This is a genomic window from Bradyrhizobium sp. USDA 3315 (genome assembly GCF_054056795.1).
This window is the reverse complement of sequence record NZ_JBSRYP010000001.1, coordinates 8,005,349-8,025,567: the sequence shown is the minus strand read 5'-3', so window position 1 is coordinate 8,025,567 and position 20,219 is coordinate 8,005,349. Positions and strand designations below refer to the sequence as shown.

The 20,219-nt window shown below is 63.3% G+C and carries 21 protein-coding genes; 6 read left to right on the top strand and 15 right to left on the bottom strand.

Annotated elements, in window-relative coordinates; translation table 11 throughout:
* Positions 1–159: 159 nt before the first annotated feature.
* From ACVIYL_RS37805 to ACVIYL_RS37750, 12 genes are all read right to left on the bottom strand, one after another.
* Entirely contained in the window at positions 160–1,119 is a 960-nt protein-coding gene (locus tag ACVIYL_RS37805) for an AraC-like ligand-binding domain-containing protein (RefSeq protein WP_057017110.1), read from the bottom strand.
* Positions 1,120–1,224: 105 nt separating this feature from the next.
* Entirely contained in the window at positions 1,225–2,190 is a 966-nt protein-coding gene (locus ACVIYL_RS37800) for a LysR family transcriptional regulator (RefSeq protein ID WP_253609288.1), read from the bottom strand.
* Between the two features lie 218 nt (positions 2,191–2,408).
* The gene (locus tag ACVIYL_RS37795) at positions 2,409–3,386 is read right to left on the bottom strand and encodes a 5-oxoprolinase subunit C family protein (protein ID WP_253609287.1); all 978 of its coding nucleotides are present in this window, start codon (positions 3,384–3,386) and stop codon (positions 2,409–2,411) included.
* Positions 3,376–4,251 carry a 5-oxoprolinase subunit B family protein gene (locus ACVIYL_RS37790; protein WP_225646064.1) on the bottom strand — a complete coding sequence of 292 codons (876 nt, stop codon included), beginning with the start codon at positions 4,249–4,251 and terminating at the stop codon, positions 3,376–3,378. Before ACVIYL_RS37790 ends, ACVIYL_RS37795 begins: the two co-directional genes overlap by 11 nt.
* Positions 4,252–4,293: 42 nt before the next feature.
* Positions 4,294–5,694, bottom strand: coding sequence for an acetyl-CoA carboxylase biotin carboxylase subunit (locus ACVIYL_RS37785; protein ID WP_456780925.1), 1,401 nt, complete (start codon positions 5,692–5,694; stop codon positions 4,294–4,296).
* Positions 5,695–5,710: 16 nt separating this feature from the next.
* Positions 5,711–5,953 carry an acetyl-CoA carboxylase gene (locus ACVIYL_RS37780; protein ID WP_018270951.1) on the bottom strand — a complete coding sequence of 81 codons (243 nt, stop codon included), beginning with the start codon at positions 5,951–5,953 and terminating at the stop codon, positions 5,711–5,713.
* Positions 5,954–5,993: 40 nt separating this feature from the next.
* Positions 5,994–6,722: a 5-oxoprolinase subunit PxpA gene (pxpA, locus tag ACVIYL_RS37775; RefSeq protein WP_028345053.1), complete on the bottom strand. Its 729-nt coding sequence runs from the start codon at positions 6,720–6,722 to the stop codon at positions 5,994–5,996.
* A 90-nt stretch (positions 6,723–6,812) separates the two neighbouring features.
* Positions 6,813–8,000: an ABC transporter substrate-binding protein gene (locus ACVIYL_RS37770; RefSeq protein WP_028345052.1), complete on the bottom strand. Its 1,188-nt coding sequence runs from the start codon at positions 7,998–8,000 to the stop codon at positions 6,813–6,815.
* A gap of 31 nt (positions 8,001–8,031) precedes the next feature.
* Positions 8,032–9,105: a branched-chain amino acid ABC transporter permease gene (locus ACVIYL_RS37765; protein ID WP_253609285.1), complete on the bottom strand. Its 1,074-nt coding sequence runs from the start codon at positions 9,103–9,105 to the stop codon at positions 8,032–8,034.
* A 3-nt stretch (positions 9,106–9,108) separates the two neighbouring features.
* A complete protein-coding gene (locus ACVIYL_RS37760; RefSeq protein WP_057017115.1) occupies positions 9,109–10,023 on the bottom strand; it encodes a branched-chain amino acid ABC transporter permease in 915 nt (304 codons plus the stop codon).
* Between the two features lies 1 nt (position 10,024).
* Entirely contained in the window at positions 10,025–10,747 is a 723-nt protein-coding gene (locus tag ACVIYL_RS37755) for an ABC transporter ATP-binding protein (RefSeq protein ID WP_057017116.1), read from the bottom strand.
* Positions 10,744–11,517: an ABC transporter ATP-binding protein gene (locus tag ACVIYL_RS37750; RefSeq protein ID WP_253609284.1), complete on the bottom strand. Its 774-nt coding sequence runs from the start codon at positions 11,515–11,517 to the stop codon at positions 10,744–10,746. Before ACVIYL_RS37750 ends, ACVIYL_RS37755 begins: the two co-directional genes overlap by 4 nt.
* 100 nt (positions 11,518–11,617) lie before the next feature.
* On the opposite strand from ACVIYL_RS37750, the gene ACVIYL_RS37745 reads away from it, so the two are divergent.
* Positions 11,618–12,538, top strand: a complete 921-nt coding sequence (locus ACVIYL_RS37745) for a LysR substrate-binding domain-containing protein (RefSeq protein WP_092084505.1) — start codon at positions 11,618–11,620, stop codon at positions 12,536–12,538.
* 103 nt (positions 12,539–12,641) lie between these two features.
* Here ACVIYL_RS37745 and ACVIYL_RS37740 read toward each other — a convergent pair whose 3' ends face one another.
* Together ACVIYL_RS37740 and ACVIYL_RS37735 are read right to left on the bottom strand one after the other, a co-directional pair.
* A complete protein-coding gene (locus ACVIYL_RS37740; RefSeq protein ID WP_253609283.1) occupies positions 12,642–13,004 on the bottom strand; it encodes a hypothetical protein in 363 nt (120 codons plus the stop codon).
* Positions 13,005–13,012: 8 nt separating this feature from the next.
* Positions 13,013–13,543 (bottom strand): hypothetical protein, encoded by a 531-nt coding sequence (locus ACVIYL_RS37735; RefSeq protein ID WP_456780924.1) that lies wholly within the window; start codon positions 13,541–13,543, stop codon positions 13,013–13,015.
* 66 nt (positions 13,544–13,609) lie between these two features.
* Between ACVIYL_RS37735 and ACVIYL_RS37730 the strand changes: the two genes are divergently transcribed.
* Together ACVIYL_RS37730 and ACVIYL_RS37725 are read left to right on the top strand one after the other, a co-directional pair.
* On the top strand, positions 13,610–14,221 hold the full coding sequence (locus tag ACVIYL_RS37730) for an exopolysaccharide biosynthesis protein (protein ID WP_225646071.1): 612 nt from the start codon (positions 13,610–13,612) through the stop codon (positions 14,219–14,221).
* A 109-nt stretch (positions 14,222–14,330) separates the two neighbouring features.
* The gene (locus tag ACVIYL_RS37725) at positions 14,331–14,603 is read left to right on the top strand and encodes a DUF2312 domain-containing protein (RefSeq protein WP_016842183.1); all 273 of its coding nucleotides are present in this window, start codon (positions 14,331–14,333) and stop codon (positions 14,601–14,603) included.
* A gap of 214 nt (positions 14,604–14,817) precedes the next feature.
* On the opposite strand, the gene ACVIYL_RS37720 is transcribed toward ACVIYL_RS37725, so the two are convergent.
* Entirely contained in the window at positions 14,818–15,393 is a 576-nt protein-coding gene (locus ACVIYL_RS37720) for an alpha-ketoglutarate-dependent dioxygenase AlkB (protein WP_253610048.1), read from the bottom strand.
* Positions 15,394–15,921: 528 nt separating this feature from the next.
* Here ACVIYL_RS37720 and ACVIYL_RS37715 point away from each other — a divergent pair.
* From ACVIYL_RS37715 to ACVIYL_RS37705, 3 genes are all read left to right on the top strand, one after another.
* A complete protein-coding gene (locus tag ACVIYL_RS37715) occupies positions 15,922–16,908 on the top strand; it encodes an ABC transporter permease (protein WP_057017121.1) in 987 nt (328 codons plus the stop codon).
* A gap of 59 nt (positions 16,909–16,967) precedes the next feature.
* Positions 16,968–17,990, top strand: coding sequence for a sugar ABC transporter substrate-binding protein (locus ACVIYL_RS37710; RefSeq protein WP_028334112.1), 1,023 nt, complete (start codon positions 16,968–16,970; stop codon positions 17,988–17,990).
* A 115-nt stretch (positions 17,991–18,105) separates the two neighbouring features.
* Positions 18,106–20,217, top strand: coding sequence for an ABC transporter permease (locus ACVIYL_RS37705; RefSeq protein WP_253609281.1), 2,112 nt, complete (start codon positions 18,106–18,108; stop codon positions 20,215–20,217).
* Positions 20,218–20,219 lie beyond the last annotated feature (2 nt).

Genomic DNA, 20,219 nt, shown 5'->3' with positions numbered 1-20,219 from the left:
TCCTTTCGAACGAGCGTTTCGCCGATCTTAGGCAGAGCGGCGGCCTTCGTTCTTGACGCTGAGCGCAGGAAGATTTGTGCGAGAGAGCGAACCGTGCCGGTGCCCATGCATGCCCAGACCGGCGGCGGTGTGCCTAAGAATCGATCAGCAGGCCAGTCTTCAGGAGTTGGCTGTGCGCGAAATGGCGCGGGCCTCGCTCGGGGTGCATCCGAACCGGCCGCGATAATTGCGGCTGAACTGCGCCTGGTCGGCAAAGCCCCATTGATAGGCGATTTCCGAAATGCTCTTGCGGCAGTTCGCATCGCGCAGCAGGGCGTCGCACATTGAAAGGCGCTGGTTGCGGATGTAGGCGCAGACGGTCAGACCTTCGCCCTCGAAGATCTGGTGCAAATAGCGCAGCGAGATGCCGCAGCCGTCGGCAATCATCTGCGGCGTGAGCCGCATATCGTCGAGACGGGCCCGGATGAATTGCTCGCAACGCAGCAAATGGCCGTTGCGCACGGAGGACGAGTGACCGGTCAACACACGGTCGTCGGATTCAATGGCCATCGCAAGCAGCTCGATCAGGTGCTTGCCCATCATCGTGCGCGCCGTCTCGTCCATTTCCTCGATCCGTTCACCGGACAGGCGCAGCGTGTCGACGAACAGCGCGCCGACGCTGCGGCTGGCGTCGAATTGCAGCGTCGCGAGGCGCTCGGGCCGGGAAATGCGGGCGCGCAGCACCGCGCTCGGGATCTTCAGACACCACAGCGCCGTCGGATCCTGATGGCTGAACTCGTAGGGTAGGTGGCTGCGCTCGATCAGGAACGCGCCCGGGCGGCAATGCACCACCTTGCCGTCCTGCTCGAAACGGATTTCGGCGAGTTCGGGCACCGTGATCAGGAAGGATTCCTCCCGCTCGCTCAGGAGATGCCGCTCATGCCGCTTGTACAGCAGGCCGTTGGCGATGTTGCGGGACACCGAGACAGGGCCCATCGACCAGGCGCCAAGGCGCGCATTGAAGTCGCGCGTGCTCGGGAAACGCAGGTCGAGCGAGTAATAGGTCTTCGAGACGACCTCCTGCCAGTACTGGCGGCGGGTCTGCAACGGGATGTCGTTGGTCGTGTAGGTGACTTGCATGTCTCACTCCCGCCGCCGGCTGTGCCTCCGGTCGTCGTGTCCCCGGGCAAAGTTTGGCGAGGACAGCCGGACGGCGTCAAGTCGAATAAAACGGAAACTGATATTCTAGATTTCGATGGCCTCCTCGGCCTGGTGCCGGTGATCGATGCTGACGGGGGGCCGGGCCGGCCCGACGCCGGCAACCGCAAAGCGCATGAAATCGCGGAAAGCCATCGCAGCCTCCGATGGCTTGGTGTCGCGACGCCAGGCAAGACCGATGTCCATGCTGGGCACCTCGTCCTCGATGACGCGGGTCTCGATCCGCTGTCCTTCCAGCGACCAGGGCCGGTAGATCAGGTCGGACAGAATGGCGATCCCCATGCCGCCGGCGACCATGGAGCGGACGGCTTCGACCGAGGAGGTGCGGAACACCGTCTTCGGTTCGAGTGAGGCGTTGTTCCAATAGCGCATCGAGGTGTGCTTGGCCTCGTCGACCGTGAGCATGACATAGGGATAGGTCGCGATGTCAGCGAGGTGGACCCGCTCGGCACGGGTCAGGGGATGCTCGGGCGCAAGCCACAGCCGGCGCGGCGATCGCAGCAAGGTCTCGCTGGTGAGCATGGCGTTGTCGCGCAGGTTCGAGACCAGCATCACCGCGAGGTCGAGGGCACCATCGACGAGTGCGCGCTCGAGCACGTCGCGCGGCGCCTCGAACAGCTCGATCGTGATCCCGGGGAAACTCGCCTTGAAGCGCATCTGATGACGCGGCAGGAAGTAGCCCGACACGGTGTAGGTGACGCCGACGCGGATCGTCCCGAACAGGGGGCCGGCGGACATCTGCGTGTCGCGCACCGCCTCGGCGACGGCGGCGAGGATATGACGGCCCTGGGAGAGGAAGCGGCTGCCCTCCATGGTGACGGTTACGCCGTTCGGCGTGCGCTCCAGCAAGCGGGCGCAGACGGTGGCCTCGAGCTGCTGGATCGCCGCGGTGACCGCTGATTGCGAGACGTTGAGATCGATGGCCGCCTGGCTGATGCGCCCGGTCTCGGCGGCGGCGACGAAGTAGCGGATCTGTTTCAGAGAAACGGACATCGCGGTTGTTCCGATGTTTGCACAACTCATGAGCAGTGTTTCTCAGCCCGAATGTGTCCGCTGCAACTCTCGTGCCGTCCGGCGGACAGCACACCGTGGCACAGACCTCAGATGTGCGAGCGCGCAATCGACAGCCACAGGTTTAGACTTGACCATGCGCGATCGCTCCGGCGCCCGCGGCCGAGGTCCGTTGGCAGATGCGGTGGGCCCCCTCGCGATTACGCCATGGCGCTGCGAAGCTTGCCCAGCAGCTCGGTCCGGCTCTTGCGTGCCGCAAGCGCCTGATCCATGTCGACCTTGACGAACTTCACCGGCGTGTTGGGCTGAAGCTGACCGATCAGATCCATGTCCGCGGCGATCACGGTGCCGACCATGAAGTAGCCGCCGCCGGATACGGCGTCGCGATGCAGCACGATCGGTTCGGTGCCGCCGGGAACCTGGATCGAGCCGTAGGGATAGCAGGCATCGGTGATGTTGGACGGATCGGAGCCGGCGCCGAACGGCGGTTCGCGCGGAACGAATTCGAGCGCCTTGCCACCCTTGAAGCGGTAGCCGATGCGGTCCGCTTCCGGCGCGACCTTCCAGGTGTCGGAGAAGAACCCGCTGCCGGCGGCCTCGGTGATGCGGTGCCAATAGAGGCCGGGCATGGCGCGCAGCTCCGTCGGCATTCCCGCCGGTTGCCCGCGCAAATCGTTGGCGACGGTGCGGCCGTCCTTGACCGTCACGCTGGCACGGCCGACCGGGAATTCGTCGCCGGCCTCGAGCTTGCGGCCCTTGAAGCCGCCGAGCGCGCCGAGTGCGTAGGTCGATCGCGAGCCGAGCACCACGGGCACATCGATGCCACCGGCGACCGCGATGTAGCCGCGTGCGCCTCGCTTGAGGAAGTCGAAGGAGAGGATCTGGCCACGCTTTACCTTGAAGCTGGTCCAGGTCTCGCGCGGCTCGCCGTCGAGTTTCGGCGGCAGCTCCGCGCCGGTGACGGCGACCGTGGCGTCCTCGGTGAATTCGAGCTCGGGCCCCATGAACACCGCTTCAAGCACGGCTGCGCCCGCATCATTGCCGACGAGCAGATTTGCGGCGACCAGCGCGTGACGGTCCATGCCGCCGGAGAGCGGGATGCCGATGTGATAATAGCCGGGACGTCCGAGGTCCTGGACGGTGGTCGCAAGACCCGGCTTCAAAACCCTAACGGCCATGGAGAACTCCATCGAGCTTGCTGTTGTAGCCATCAATGTCGCGGTTGAACTCGGTCAGCGAGAATGAGACGTCGCGGATCACAGGCGCAAACCGGCCGGCGTCGACGTCGGCGACCGCGGCGTCATAGGCTGCCCGGTCGATCGGTTTCCATTTCACGATGTCGCCCGGCTTGAACAGGCACATGAAGTCGCGCAAATAGCTGATGGTCTGATTGGGATCATAGATCGGCATCGGCGTGATGCCGAACATCTGGTAACCGCCGGCGCCGCGCACCGAATAGATGCAGCTGAAACAGCCGCCATGTCCGACGGTGAGCTTTGGCGTATCCGTGCGCGGGCGCAGATATTTCGGGGCCTGAAGCTGCCGCTTGCGCTCGACCATCTGGTAAAGGAAGGGGAGGCCGGCGACGAAGCCGACCATCGAGACGAACCAGGGCGCGCTGGAATGCGCCTTGATGAAGGCATCGACGCTGTCGAGGCCGTTGATCCGCGCGGCGTATTCGAGGTCGGTGCCGTCAGGATCCTGGTGACGCTCGCGGAAGCGCATCAAGGTCTCACGGGTCCAGGGGTCGTTGTAGAGCACGGGAATCTCGATGATCCGCGTCTTGATCACCGGTTCCGATTTCTCGGATGCGGAATCCAGCCGCTTCAGCTCGGCGAGGAGATCGTCGGGCTTGATCCGCTCCGGATCGAACTTGACCTGATAGGACGCGTTCGCCGGACAGATCTCGGTGACACCCTTGATCCTGGCATCGCGCACCGCATTGGTGATGAACAGGCTCTTGAAAAAGGCCTCGAGCGACATCGCTTCGCCGACCTCGGCGAAAATGTGCTCATCGCCGCCGAAGGAAAATCGAGTTTGCATGCTAGCGGCCTCCTGTTGCTGACGGGGCGGATTCTCTCGCCATCATGAGGCGACCTTCGCAGCTGATGGCGGCTGAGCGGTGGCAAGCGTGGCGGCGTGGGACTCAAGCCAGGGTTCGAGCCATGCCGTATGGAAGCGTCCAGCCTGGACGTCGGCGTCGCGCGCCAGCGCCTGGTGCAGGGGTTTGGTCGTGAAAATGCCTTCGACGGTGAGCTCGGCAAGCGCGCGCTCGAGTTTCTTCATGGCGCTCGGCCGATCCTTGTCGTGCACGATCAGCTTGCCGAGCAGGCTGTCGTAGAAGGGAGGCACCGTGTAGCCCTGATAGAGCATGCTGTCGAAGCGAACGCCGTCGCCGACGGGCAGGCTGAGTGCGCTCACCGTGCCCGGGTTCGGCAGGAAGTTTCTGGCGGGATCCTCGGCGTTGATACGGACTTCGATCGAATGGCCGCTGACGCGCATCTCGTTCTGGCTGATGCGCAAGCGCTCGCCGCCGGCGATCTGGATCATCTCGCGGACGAGGTCGATGCCCGTGATCATTTCCGTGACCGGATGCTCGACCTGGATGCGGGTGTTCATCTCCAGGAAGTAGAATTCACCGGTGGCGTCGTCGTAGAGATATTCGAGCGTGCCGGCGCCGCGATAATTGACCGCTCGGGCGAGTGCCACAGCCGAGGTGCAGAGCCTCTCCCGCACGGCCTGGGTGAGCGAGGGCGAGGGGGCTTCTTCCCAGACCTTCTGGCGGCGGCGCTGCAATGAGCATTCGCGTTCGAAGCAATGGATCACGTCGTGTCCGTCGCCGAGCACCTGCACCTCGATATGCCGCGCGCCTTCGATCAGCTTTTCGACGTAAAGCCCGCCGTCGCCAAAGGCCGCGAGCGCCTCGGCCTGTGCCTGCGGCATCAGATGCCGAAACTCCTCGGGCGACCGCGCAATGCGGATGCCGCGTCCGCCGCCTCCGGCAGCGGCCTTGATCATCACGGGGAAGCCGGTTTTCTCGACCAGCGCGAAGGCCGCGTCCGCCGACTCCAGCCGCCCCTGGCTGCCGGGGACGGTCGGCACCCCGGCCGCGGCGGCGGCCTCGCGTGCCGCGACCTTGTCGCCCATCAGCCGGATCGATTGCGCGGTCGGACCGACAAAGATCAATCCCGCCGCTTCGACTGCGGCGGCGAACTCGGCGTTCTCGGCGAGGAAGCCGTAGCCGGGATGGATGGCGTCGGCGCCGGTGCTCCGCGCCGCGGCGAAGATCGCGGCCTGGTTGAGATAGGATTTCGACGCCTGCGGCGGACCGATATCGACCGCTTCGTCGGCGAGCCTGACCGCAAGCGAGGCCTGGTCGGCCTTGCTGTAGACCTGCACGGTTGCAATGCCGAGATCGCGCGCTGCGCGGATGATGCGCACCGCGATCTCGCCGCGATTGGCTATGAGGAGCTTCTTGATCGCCATGGCTGGTCGAAGAGCCCTAAACGTCGATTTCGGCGATCGGCTGGCCGGCCATCACGGCATCTTCATTCTCGGCCAGGAAGCGGACGATCTTGCCAGCGATGCCGGCTTTCACCTCGTTGAACGATTTCATCACCTCGATAAGCCCGATCGTGTCGCTCTCGGCGACGGCGTCGCCGTCGTTCTTGTAGACCGGCTTGTCGGGTGCGGGCTTGCGATAAAAGATGCCTGGGAGCGGCGAGAAGATCTGCTGCGTTGCCATTGTTTCCTCTTGAGAGTCTTTGGTTCGTTGCCGCGACGGTTCAGCGCGCGGTGAGATAGGGGCGCACCGCCTCGCGGACGGCCTCGGCGATGGCGACGGCGTTCGGCGTGTCGGAGTGGATGCAGATCGAATCGGAGCCGACCACGATGTCGTTTCCGGCCACCGTGCGCGTCTTGCCTTCATTGACCGCCCTTGCGCATCGGGTGGCGGCGTCGGCCGGATCCTTCGCCTCGTGCTCGCGGGTGATGATCAGGCTGCCGTCGGCATTGTAGTCGAGGTCGGCATAGTATTCGGCGACGAAGGCATGACCGCGCCGCTCGTAGACCTTCTGGTGCAACGTTCCCTTCATGCCGAGCAACGGCACCTTGTAGACGTCGGCGGCATCAGCCACGGCTTCGGCGATCTCCTCGTTGCGCGATGCCATGCCGTAGAGTGCGCCGTGCGGCTTGATGTGATTGAGCGCCATGCCTTCGGCATCCAGGAAGGCCTTGAGTGCGCCGATCTGATAGAGCAGGCAATTGGCCAGCTCTTCGCGGTCGATCTTCATCTCCCGGCGACCAAATCCCTGCAGATCGGGCAGCGACGGGTGCGCCCCGACCTTGACGCCAAATTGCTTGGCGAGCTGCACGGTCTTGCGCATGTGATTGAAGTCGGAGGCATGAAAGCCGCAGGCGACGTTCGCGACGTCGATATGAGGCATCAATGCCTTGTCGTCGCCCATCTTGTAGAGGCCGTAGGCCTCGCCCATGTCGCAGTTGATCACGACCATCTCCTGATTTCCTTCCAACTGGCTTTGCACATGACCGGCGAAGGCCGCCCCGGGGTATCACTGGCGCACCCAGGGCGGCGCATTGCCGGGTTACTTGGACACCAGATAGTCGAGCGGAATCTTTTCCGAGATCGTCCACTGGTCGATCACCTGCGGCTTGCCGGCCTCGGTGTCGACGATCAGGTAACGACCCTGGTTCTGGTGGTGGATGTCCTTGGTGAAGGTGCGCGGCCCGAACAGCGTGGACTCGTTGTTCATCTTCTCGAGCTCGGCCACGACGGCTGCCGCATCGGTCGATTTGGCGCGTTCGACCGCCTTGGCCCAGACGTCGATCAGGACGTAACCCGGATAGACGTACTGGCTGGAGGGGTCACCGCCGGTGACCTCCTTGTACTTCTTGTTGAACTCGTTGACCTTCGGGTTCGGATCGTCGCCATAGACCGAGCCCTGCACCGGGACGTAGAAGTTCGAGAGATCAGGAACGGCGTTCATCCAGTAGCTGCCGTCGACACCCGACCCGTTGAGGATCATCGACTTGATACCGGCGGCACGGATCTGCTTGATGGCGGAGACAGCGCCCGGCATCATTGTGCAGAGCATGATGGCGTCAGGCTCCTTCGGCAGGCTCTTGATGCGCGTGATCTGCGAGGCGATCGAGGCATCGTCGTTCTTGAAGGTGTCGCTGCCGACCAGCTTGGCCTCCTTCAGGCGCGGCAGCATCCAGTCGAAGCCGTCGCAGATGCCCTTGTTGTAGACGGTCCAGCTGTCGAGCAGCCGATAGAAGCTGCGTGCGTTCTTCTTGGTGTAAGCCCATTCGGACATGGTCGCTCCCTGCACCGGTGCCAGCACCGAGGCCGAGAACGAGAACGGGCCGACGCCGGGGATGCCGGCCTTGATCGATTCGGCACAGAGGAAGAAGGAAACCTTGCCGGCGGCCTGCGCCTGCAGCGCCGCGGGCGCGCCGAAATCATAGTCGCAGGAGACGATGACGAGGTCGGCACCCTGGTCGAGCACCGCAAGGCCGGCCTTGGCACCCTCGGCCTGATCGGTCTTGGTGTCGGCAAAGACGGGCTTGATCTTCTTGCCGAGCAGGCCGCCGGCCTTGTTGATCTCCTCGATCCGGATCAGCGCCGCGTCCTGCGCCGGCTTGTCGTAGGCTTGCATGAATCCGGATGCCGCGGTCGCAAACCCAACAACGATCTCGTTGGCTGCCCGGGCCGGCGTGAACCAGAGCGCGGATGCTCCGGCCAAGATGCTGAGTAATGTCGTAAAGCGCATATCCCCACTCCTCCAATTGTACAAACAAGCGTCAGTGCAGTTCCTTCAGCGCGGTCTGGACCGGTGGCGTCAGGCGGCGCTGCAACGGCCATCGACGCCAGGAGAATTCCTGGTTGCGGGTCAGTCCCGTCGGCAAGTACATCAGGATCGCGATGGTGATGATGCCGATCGCGATCTCCTGGACACCGTTCGGCAGGCCGACGGTGTGACCGCCGAGGCTGATGCCCTTCTCGAGATTGCGGAACAGCTCGATCAACACGGAGATCGCGACCACGCCCGAGACGGCTCCGCTGAGGCTGTACATGCCGCCAACCACCAGCATCGACAGCGTGATGAACGTCGTCCGCAGATAGAATGCGCCGGGATTGACGATGCTCAGGAAATGCGCGTACAGCGCGCCGGCGAGCCCGATGATGAACGCGCTGACGACGAAGGCGATCAACCGTTCGCGGACGATGTCGATGCCGGAGGCGCTGGCCGCGACAGCTTCGTCTCGCGTGGCGCGAAGTGCCAGTCCGGAGCGCGAGATCGAGTAGAGATAGGCGATCGCGATGGCCACGGCGCCGCCGATCCATCCGGTCCAGACGGTCATGGTGGGCGGAATGCCGACGATCGAACCCTGTCCGCCCGTCACCGAATCCCAGTTCGAATAGACATTGTTGATGACGCCGAGCAGGCCGAAGGTCGCGATCGAGGCGGCAATGCCCGACAGGCGCATGATGACGCGCCCGACGATCAGCGCGAACAGTGCCGCAAACAGTCCGGATATCGGCGTCGCCACCCACATCGGCAGTTGCGCGTGGAGCAGCCACGCCGGCAGGCCCTTGAGCGTGATCGACTTCATCACCGGCGGAATCGTGAGCCAGGCGGTCATGTAGGCGCCGAGGCACATGAAGCTGATATGGCCGAACGACAGCAGCCCCGAATTGCCGACGAAGACGTAGAGCCCGACCACCACCATGATGTTGATGAACATCTCGACCACGGTGCGGTTGAAGGCCCGGCTGCCGAATTGATAGGAGAGGGCGGCCATGATGAGCAGCGCCACGATCAGCACGATCGGCGTGATGATCGTTTGCCGGATGACGGACGGCCGCTGCGACATCGATCAGACCCTCTGCTTGGCGGATTTCGGTGCGAACAGGCCCTGCGGCCGCACCAGAAGGACGACGATGACGGCGCCGTAGACGAAGGCGTCGCGGAATACCCTGGCGTCGTGTGGCAGGGTCGCCTGGAACACGACGCTGGCCGCACCGATCAGGAAGCCAGCGGCAACGGCGCCGGGAATGCTGCCGAGGCCGCCGATCACGGTCGCGATGAACGCGATCAGCATCACGTTGGCGCCCATGCCGATGTCGGCGGTGCCGGAATTGGTCGCCAGGATCAGGCCGATCGCCGCCGCCAGCATGCCGCTGATGGCGAAGGCCAGCAGGATCACGCCGTTGGCGCGGACCCCGAGCATGCGCGCCATGGTGAAATTGTCGGCGGCCGCGCGCATCTCGAGCCCGTAGCGCGTGCGCTTGAGGAACAGGACGAGGACCACCAGCACGGCCAGCGTGATGATGATGGTCACGACCTGGAGCATCGGGATGTGAGCGCCGAGGAATTCGACCGGCAGGCCGAGGCTCGGCCACAGCGTGATCGACTTCGGCCGGCTGGAAAACAGCATCAGCAGGAGATGCCGGATCACGAAGCCGAGTGCGAAGGATGCGATCATCATCGTCGCCGGATTGGCATTGCGGAAGCGGCGGAAGACGACGATCTCCGACAGGATCGACAGCGCGGCGCCGATCAAGAGCAGCAGCGGGATCAGCAGATAGAACGGTAGCTGCCCGGCAAAGACGATCGCCGCCGCATCGATCGACGGCCACAGCATGGCGAAGACGCAAAACGCGATGAAATCGCCGTGCGCGAAGTTGACGAGCCGCATCACGCCGAAGATCAGGGCGATACCGAGCGCGCCAAGGGCGTAGAGGCTGCCGAGGCTGAGGGCATCGAAGATGATCTGGAGCAACTCGCGCATCTCAATGATCTCCGAAGCCGAAATAGGACTGCTTCAGACGATCATCCCTGACCATATCGGCCGCTGGGCCCTCGAGCACGATGCGGCCGCCGCGGATCAGGACCATCCGTCCGCCCGTCATCATGGCGCGTGTCGAGCTCTGCTCGACGATCAGGAGGGTGAGCTTGCGCTGCGTCCGCAGCCGCACCAGGATCTCGTAGACCTGGTCGATGATCTTTGGCGCAAGGCCGAGCGACGGCTCGTCGATCGCCATGATGCGGGGCGCGGCCATCAAGGCGCGGCCAATGACGAGCATCTGCTGCTGGCCGCCGGAGAGCATGCCCGCCGGCGTGTGGCGGCGCTCGGCCAGCATCGGGAATTCCTCGTAGACCTGATCCAGGTCGTCGGCGATCTTCTTGCGGTCGGTGCGCATGCCGGTTCCGACCTTCAGGTTCTCCTCGATCGTCAGCGCGCCAAAGACATTGCGTCCCTCCGGAACCAGGGAGAATCCACGCCGGGCGATGTCTTCGGGTGCGGCACCCGTGATCTTTGCGCCATCGATCATGATGGACCCGGAACCCGGTGGCACGACGCCGGCGATGGCGTTGAGCAAGGTCGACTTGCCGGCGCCGTTCGGGCCGGTCACGAACAGGATTTCGCCTTCGTCGATCTTCAGCGTCAGGCCGCGGAGAGCCGTCAGGCGCCCATAGCTGACGGTGATGTCGTCGACGGCAAGCAGCGTCATGACGCGACGGCCTGTTCGGCGCCGACCGGCGGAAGCGGCTCGTCGCGCTGCGTACCCATATAGGCGTGCCGCACCGCATCGCTGTCACGGATCTGAGCGGGCGGGCCGGCTTCGATGACCTCACCGGAATCGAGGACGTAGATGCGCTCGCAGAGCTCGAGCACGAGGCCGATATTGTGCTCGATCAGCAGCACCCCCACATTGAGCTCGCCGGCGATCCGCCGGATGATGGCGGCAAGTTCGTGGCTCTCATGCTCCGACATTCCTGCCGCCGGTTCGTCGAGCAGCAGATAGCGCGGTGTGCACATGATGGCGCGGCCGATCGCGACGCGGCGCTCGTCAGTATAGGGCAGGGCGCCGGCGATGGTATTGGACAGATGCGAAATGCCGAGCCAGGCCATGACGCGCTCGGCTTCACCGATCGCCTCCGGACGGGATTGGCCCAGGCCGACGCCGGTGACCTCAAGGTTGTCCATCACCGGCAGGTCGCGGAAAAGTCGGCCCGACTGGAAGGTCCGCGCCACGCCCTTGCGGCGCAACTTGTGCGCTGCAATGCCACTCAGCGTCTCGCCCTCCAGTTCCACGGTTCCGGCGCCAACCGGCTGGAAACCCGTCAGCACATTAATAAGGGTGGTCTTGCCGGCTCCGTTCGGACCAATCAGTCCGGCGATACGTCCCCGCGGTACGGTCAAGGTCACGTTGGACAGCGCCTTCAGGCCTTCGAATTGGACGCTGATATCGCGAGCGACCAACTCCAAACCATCGGACATGACCTCAATGCCTCTCACTCGCGAACCGATGGATTGATTTTTCCGGTCCGCCGGGGGATTGTAAAATTCGAAATATCGTTCGCTGATATCGGAAATTTTTATGTCTCTGACGTTCCGTCAGGTTCGGCATTTCATCGCAACCGCCGAGACCGGGCGCGTTTCGGCTGCCGCGGCGGCGCTCAGCGTGACGCAGTCTGCGGTCACCGCGTCCATCAAGGCGCTCGAGGCCGAGCTCGGCCACAAGCTGTTCGACCGTCACTCGAACGGCGTGACGCTGACCTTTGACGGACGGGAGTTCTTGCAGCGTGCCCGCGCGATCGAGGCCAGCGTATCGGATGCGATACGCGGGCCGCATCGCTGGGGAATGCAGGTGGACGGCACCGTCGATGTCGCCGTCAGCTACACCATCGCCGGATATTTCCTGCCGCCTTTGTTGTCGCGCTTCTGGCGATCATTCCCGGGCATCACGGTGCGTCTCCACGAGTTTCCGCGCGACGCGATCGAGCAGAGCTTGATCAGCGGTAGCGTCGATGCGGCCATCATGCTGGTTGCGAACTTGCATGACCGGCACTCCATTCGCTCGCGGCTCTTGTTGCGCTCGCCGCGTCGCTTGTGGACTTGCGTCAATCATCCGTTGCTTCGCAAGGACAGCATCAAGCTGGCGGACCTGGTGAGCGAGCCCTATCTGATGTTGACCGTCGATGAAGCCGAACGCTCCGCGATGCGTTACTGGCAGCATACGGCGTACGTGCCGAACGTCATCTTCCGGACCCTGTCGGTCGAAGCGGTTCGCAGCATGGTCGCAACCGGCATGGGAATTACAATCCTGTCCGACATGGTCTACCGTCCCTGGTCGCTCGAAGGACATCGCATCGATCTCAAGACGCTCGATGACGACGTCCACACCATGGATGTCGGGCTTGCCTGGAAGGACAAGGCGAAGCTTTCTCCGGCGGCTCGCGCGTTCTGCGAGTTCGTCGCTCATTCCTATCCCGGATCCGAGCCGGTCCAATTTGAATAGCGGACTTGCACGTGCCAAGGCAGGTTTGATGATGGATTGGACCGAAGGTTGCCGACACGTGCCTCTGCGCCAACGTCGAACAGGGCAAAGGCGGCGCAGGACGTCAGGAGGTACCTGTCGGCTTGGACATCGCTGAAAGCGCGCGTCTCAGGGCATTGGCGGCGACAACGCCTGCGCAGCAGCCGGCACCTTTGACGAATATGTCTTTTATGTAGCCATGCCTGCCGGCGAGCAGCTTTTGAATGAGTTCGAAGCCGACGATGACGGCGAGCAGTGCCAGCAGGATCGGCAGGACATGCTTCGGATAGGCGAGCGAAAAAACGGCACCGACGACGAAGAGCGCCGCAAAGCGATCGGCGTTTGGCGATATCAACGTGTGGGGACGAAATGCCAGCGTTGTATCGGTGACGATGAAGAGGCCCAGGATCAAACCCCAAGCCAAATATCGGAATACGGTTTGGGGCATTTCTGAACTCAACGGGCCATGCCGCCGGGCGCGGCATTGAGCGGTGCGCCGCCAATCGAAACGGGACCCGAAGGCCCGGCGGCCCGAAGCGGCGGCTTTCTCGGCTGCGGGGCGGGTGGCGGGATCGGGGCACGCGGCGCCTCGGCCGTAACAGGTGGCGGCGGCGCTGTCGGCGGGGGCAGATGCTGCAACTCTTCGACCTTCGAGGTCAGGACCGCCAACTGGTCGGTAATGGCCTTCAACTGCGCCTGCCCGTCGGCTACTGACCGATCGAGTGCGGCGAGGTCTTCCTCGAGCTTCTGTTGGGCCGCGAGGAGAGTTGGCAACGCCTCCTTGTCGCTCGTCGTCATCGCTCCGCCGGACGATTCGTGGCTTATGGCGGGGACCAATGCCGCGACTTCGGGCCAAGCGTAGACGCCGCCGGCGCCGACAAGGGCGACGACGACGATTAGAAGAAACCATGGCCAGCGGCGGCGATCGGCGGGCAGGGGGCTGTTCGGCGCATGGCCGTGCCACGCCTGGTCGGAATCGTTGTCCATCAATGCTTCCTAGGCGCCTCTGGCATTCGTTGCAATCGATACGGAGTTCGACCATGTTACCGGGTAATGCTTCATTTGCCCGCTCCCCTCTCAGCGCCTACCCGTACTTCCCAGCTCCTCGAAGAACTCGTCGCGCAAGCACCTGACGGCCCCGTCGACCTCGAATGGCTCCTCAGCCATCTGGACAGGCGCTCGTTCGGGTTGCTCCTGCTGTTGCTGGGGCTGCTCGTGATCGTCCCCGGCGTGGCCACAATTGCGACGCTGGCCCTCCTGTTTCCGGCGGTCGAGATGATGTTGGGGCACAGTGCTCCATCTTTTCCCCGCTTCCTGTCGAAGCGGCCGTTCGACTTCAAGCGATTCAAGCGGTTCACCGTCAGGGCGGGTCCGCTGCTGCGCGCGATCGAGAACATCAGCCGGCCGCGCTGGAACGCGCGCCATGACGTGACTGACCGGCTTGTTGGCTTGGTCGTGTTCCTGTTGGGTCTGCTGGCGGGCTGGCCCCTGCCTCTGGTCAACGTCATTCCCGGAATTGTGGTCGTCCTGATCGCGATCGCTTACCTGCAGGAAGATGGTCTGCTGCTGGCCGTAGCAATGGCGGCCGCGGTGATGTCCCTGCTTGGCCTTGGATGGACACTCTGGACGTCGGCCGCAGCCGTGATCAGCTGGATCGCGGTCTGAAATACCGCGGCAAGCCGCGGGATAGATGCGCTACAGGAACCGATGAAGCTTAAGACATTGGTTATCACTTTGCTTTCATTTTCACCGCCTCATTCAACAAAGAGGCACCATGTCTGACATCACCATTCCCGGCGGAAAAATTCGTTCCTTCATCGAGCGGATCGAGAATCTGGACGCTGAACTGCAGGAACTGAACGAGCAGAAGAAGGAAGTGTTTTCGGAAGCCAAGGGTGAGGGTTTCGACGTGAAGATCCTCAAGGAGATCGTCAAACTGCGAAAGCAGGATCAGGATGAGCGTGACGAGCGCGAATCCCTGCTCGATCTCTATATGCGCGCCATGGAAACGGCACCGGCGGACAAGGCTGCTGCGAAAGCGGCGTGAGAAGCCCGGTGCGTTCCCCGCGATCGACTCCGGGGACGCGCGATCTCTCGGCGGACGAACTTCCCAAGTTCGTCCGCCCCCGTCCCATCAACCATTCGCGCGGCGTTGGTCGCACCTTCCGCTCATGATTGCGTCTTCCGATTGGATCGAAGTAGCGCTCGATCAGGGTTGATGCGGCGATGCGCAGCGGATCGCTGGAACCGGCAATCCAAGGTCATCGCGACGCTTTGGCGCCCCGCGCCGTTTCGACCATGGTTCGAAAAGTGATCGAATATCTGGGGGCCTCGACCGGCGGAATGCTGTGCTCCCATATCTGCCGTGCATCACCGGCCATCAGATAGAGTGATCGGGACGCCGCCTCGAGCGTGAACCGCTCCCACCCGTTTTCCGTCCGGCGTCGGAAGCGGAACTTGCATGCGGATCCCAGGGACAGTCCGAAAATCCTGTCGAAATGCGGCTTGTCGCGGTGCCAGCCGATACCGACGCCGCGATCATACTCGGTGCACAGGATCTGCCCGATCTCGGTCGACGCGCCGCCGAAGGATTGGATCGCGGCGACGATGTCGCTTAACCAGGAGGGGATCGGTTCGGTACATTCCAGTCGGCGCGACCCATAGTCGTACCGGTAACCGAACGAGGCCACGCGGCGCTTGCCTTCGAACTGTCCGAACTGGAAGGGGGCAAGCGGAAGTGCCCGGATGTGGCGGATGAGCTCGCCCTCGGTTGCTTTGGAGATGAAATCCGGCGCGTAGCGCAGACCCGCCGGTCCTGCGGCGGGCGCATCGAACATCGACAGTTGCTCGGACAATCTGGTGCCGTCAGTGATTGCGAACCTGCCACGCATATGGGCGCGCCGAGACTGAATTTAAACCGGCCGTCAGGTCGCTCGGTCTTCCATCTGGCGCGGCTTCGATGGGCGAAAGGCGGCGTCAAAGCTCGGTCTCGGCATTCTCTTTCGCCACGATCTTCAGGCCTTGGCCAGGAGCGATTGCCGCAACGTCGTCGGCTTCGTTCCGTCGCCGCGGGTGACGGCGCTATGAGGACCAGTTGGCCTTAGGGACAGGCTCTCAAGCCGAATGTATCCAATATAGCAATGTCGGCTTCAAAAGGACCGATCGAACTCGGAAAATGCGCTTCGATCGCGGATCGCCAGAACATACATATATCCATGTAGATATAGACAGTTATGGAGGGTTTCAGGTGTGAATATATCCTCCGGTCAAACCAGCTGCTGTCCAAATCTTGGATACGGATGTTGACTTCTGGATACATTCTGTTCAATTTCCGCCCACAATAAAATCAATCCTGGGAGGACCCGGTGACCGGCAGTTCGGGCGCGCGCGGGGCGAAATTGACGCAGACGACGGCCGTGCTGGTGATGTGCGCGGTCCTGATCGTCATTTTTTCGATCTTCCTGAAGGGCTTCCTGACGCTGGGCAATCTGTTCGCGCTGGCGCGCAACATTTCGATACTCGGCATTCTCGCGCTCGGCATGGCCGTGGTCGTGATCGGGCGTGGACTGGATCTGTCGCAAGTCGCCTCCTTTGCCGCTTCCACCGCGATCGCGATCATCCTGATGAACTCGGGCTACGCGACGCCGGTCGCGCTGCTGATCGGCTTCGTGATGGCGATCGCCATCGGCATCCTGAACGGGTTTCTGATCTCGGTGATCGAGATGCCGCCGCTGCTGACGACGCTGGCGTCGAGCCTGGCGGTGCTGGGGATCGTGCGCACCACAGCGGTGCAGCACTATGTCGTCTATCTTTCCAAGGGGCATGACGAATTCCTGCGGCTCGGCGGCAACATCTGGGGCGGCGTTCCGATCTCGATCCTGATCTTCGCGGCCACCGCGGTCGTGGTGCATCTTTTCCTGTCGCGCACCGTGATCGGGCGCTTCGTCTATGCCCATGGCGACAATCCGGATGCCGCGCGTCAGACCGGTCTGCCGACCCGCCCGCTGACCATGATCGAGTACGCGCTGTGCGCCGCGATCGGGTATGTCGGCGGTGTCGTGATGGTCGCGCAGACGGCGCTGATGCATCTCCAGGTCGCGGAATCGACGATCATTTTCGACGTCATCATGGTTGTGGTGCTCGGTGGCGTCAGCCTCGTCGGCGGCCGCGGCAACGTGATGAGCGTCATCGCCGGAACGCTGCTGATCGGCGTGCTGCTGAACGGCATGACCATCATGGACATGGACGTGCAGACCCAGAACATCGTCAAGGGTGTCGTGCTGCTGATCGCGATCCTGCTCGATTCCCGGCTGCATCCGCGCGACGAGGAGACGTCGAAGCAGGGCGATTAAAGCTCTGCATCAACCAACGGGCCGCAACAGTCGGCCGACATAACAGGGGAGGAATTGACATGACGAAAGCTGTGCACAGGAGGGCGTTTGCCGGCATCGGGCTGGCCGCGATGGTGGCAACCGCCGCGCTGGTGGCTGCGCCATCGCAGGCGGCCGGGCCGCGCGACCAGCTGCGCGAGAAATTCGACAAGTCGCTCAAGGGCAAGACGGTGGCCTGGTCGCCGGTCTGGATGGGTGTTCTGGAATCCGAATGGACGCGCGTGATGAAGGATCGTTTCGACGATTACGGCATCAAGCTCGTCACCCGCGACGCCAACATGAAGTCCGACATCCAGCTTCAGACCGTCAGCGACTATATCAACGACAAGCCCGACGTGATCGTGGTGCAAAATCCGAACGTCACGCTGCTCGCCAAGGAGCTGAAGCGTGCGATGGACGCGGGCATCTATGTCGTGCAGGTCAACATGGCATCGAACACCCTGACCGACGCCTATGTCGGCGTCGATGCCAAGGATCTCGGCACCAAGATCGCGCGCGAGGTCATCAATCAGTGTGGCGGCGGCAAGGGCTCCGGCGAGGTTGCGATCCTCGAAGGTGAGGCGACCGCGGCCTATTCGCTCGACATGAAGAATGGCGCGATGGAGGTGTTCAAGACCGACCCGTCGATCAAGGTCGTGTCGTCGCAGCCGACCAGCTGGGACGCCAACAAGGCCGGCGACATCACGACCACCGTGTTGCAGCAGCATCCCAAGCTGTGCGGGATCCTCAGCGTCTGGGGACCGCAAACCGCGGGCGCGGCGCAGGCGATCAAGGCCGCCAACATGGGCGACAAGGTGAAGGTGTTCGTCGCCAGCGACGGCCAACCTGCGGATTGCGATCTGCTCGAGCAAGGCGCGTTCTCCGCGAACCTGTCGTATCGCGCCGACGTGCAGGGCCAGACCATCGCCGACGCGGTGATTGCGCTGTTGCAGAGCGGCGACAAGCCGGGCGCGAAGAACATCGCCTATTACACGACCCCCGCCTGGGTGAAGTCGAAGGACGATCGCATGTACTGCTTCAGCATCCCGAAGGGCGCGAAGTAAGTCGTTCCGGCGCCCGCGCCCACCGCGGCGCGGGCAGGCCGGAGCTGTCGATCCAAATCCCCCGTGTCGTCCCGCCGTTCGGCCGCTGCTGCGCCGAGCCCGCCGGAGTCTGTTGATGAAGAGCCTGCAACGAGCCTGGCACCGCCATTCGCCCCAGTTGTTCCTGGGCGAACTGCTTGAGAAGCGCTGGATGGAGCCGATCATTCCATTCACGCTGACGATCGCGGTTTTCCTGGCCTTCGCGATCATGATCCCGCGCTACCTGACGGCGGGCAGCCTGCAGGAACTGATGCGGAATTTCGCGGAGCAGGGCATGGTCGCGGTCGCGATGGCCTTCTCCGTGCTGTCGGGCGGCATCGACCTGTCGGTCGGCGCGGTGTTCGCGATGTCGAACTTCCTCGCGCTCTATCTGTATCTCATCCTCGGGCTGCCGCTGCCCGTGACGATCGTGCTTGTGGTCCTGTTCGGTGCGGCGATGGGCGCGATCAACGGCGGCCTGATTGCCTACGGCAAGACCCGGCCGTTCCTGACGACGCTCGTCGTCCTCATCATCGTCCGCGCCGCCTACAACAAGGTGACGGTTGCGTTCACGAACGAACTCGCGAGCATCGACAGCGGGTCCAGTACGTGGGACTTCATGGGCTCGGGGAGGGTTCTCGGCATTCCCTTCAACATGCTGGTGCTGATCCTGCTTGCGGTCGGAACCCACTTCTTCCTCACCCGCATCAAGCCCGGCGTCCACATCATGGCGGTCGGGTCGAGCCGCAAGGCGGCCCGCCACGCCGGCGTCAACGTCAAGCGCGTGCTGTTCTCCGCCTATGTGATGTCGGGCGCGATCGCGGCGCTGGCGGGGATCCTCTATGCCGCGCGGCAGAGCAGCTCGGGCACCGACACCGGCGTCGGCTGGGAGATCAACGCGCTGGCCGCGGTGGTGCTCGGCGGCATCAGCCTGGCCGGCGGCCGCGGTACCATCGCGCGCGCCGTCATGGGCGCGGCGATCATCTTCATGCTCACCAGCGGCATGGTTCGGCTCGGCATCTCCGGCAACCTGACGACCGCCATCATCGGCATCATCCTGCTGCTTGCGGTCGGCTTCAACGTGAAGTGGATCAAGAACAAGGGCAAGGTGCTGCAAAAGGTCTACGTCACCCCAAGCTGGGTTGATTTCGAGCCGCCGCCGTCGGTCGAGCGGGGCAGCGGCACGCCGTTCGCGGAGAACGATCGCCTGAAGAACGCGGAAGCGATCGCGCTCAACATGATCGAAGGCCCGGAAGACATCATCCTTGACCGCAAGGACAACCTCTACACCGTCAACCGCAACGGTTCGATCATCCGCTTTCTCGCGCCTGACTATACCGTGCGCGAGGAATTCGCACGCATCGGCGGCCGGCCCCTCGGGTTGGCGTTCGATCGGGATCAGAACCTGCTCGTCTGCATCGCGGGCATGGGCGTTTACGGTGTGAAGCCCGATCGTTCAGTCTTCAAGGTCACCGACCGCACCACGCGCACGCGTACACGCCTCAAGGACGATTCGCGGCTCTATCTCGCTGACGACCTCGACGTCGCGCCCGACGGCAAGATCTATTTCAGCGAGGCCTCGACCCGCTATGAACTGACCGACTGGGCGCTCGACGGCTTTGAGGGGCGCGGCAACGGCCGGCTGATCTGCCACGATCCGAAAACCGGGATCACCAGGACGGTCCTCAAGAACCTGACGTTTCCCAACGGCATCTGCATTTCGCATGACGGTCAGTCGGTGCTGTGGGCGAGCACCTGGCTATGCCAGATCAACCGCTTCTGGATCGCCGGCCCGAAGGCGGGCACCAGCGAAATCCTGATCGACAACCTTCCGGGCTATTGCGACAACATCAACCGCGCATCCGACGGCAAGTATTGGCTCGCTTTCGTCGGCCTGCGCACGCCGGTCTACGACCTTGCGATGCGCAACCCTGTTTTCCGTACTCGCATGGTCAAGCAGATCCCGCCGGACGAATGGCTGTGTCCGGGCATCAACTACGGCTGCGTGGTCAAGTTCGACGACAATGGCGTGGTGACGGAATCGCTCTGGGATCCGGGCGGGCTTTCGCATCCGACCATCACGTCGGTCCGTGAACACAAGGGCTATCTCTATATCGGGGGTCTGGAGAACAACCGCATCGGCCGTATCCGCCTGCAGGACGCCGACCCGACCTGGGAAGCGCACAAGTCCTATTGGGGAGGGGCCTGAGC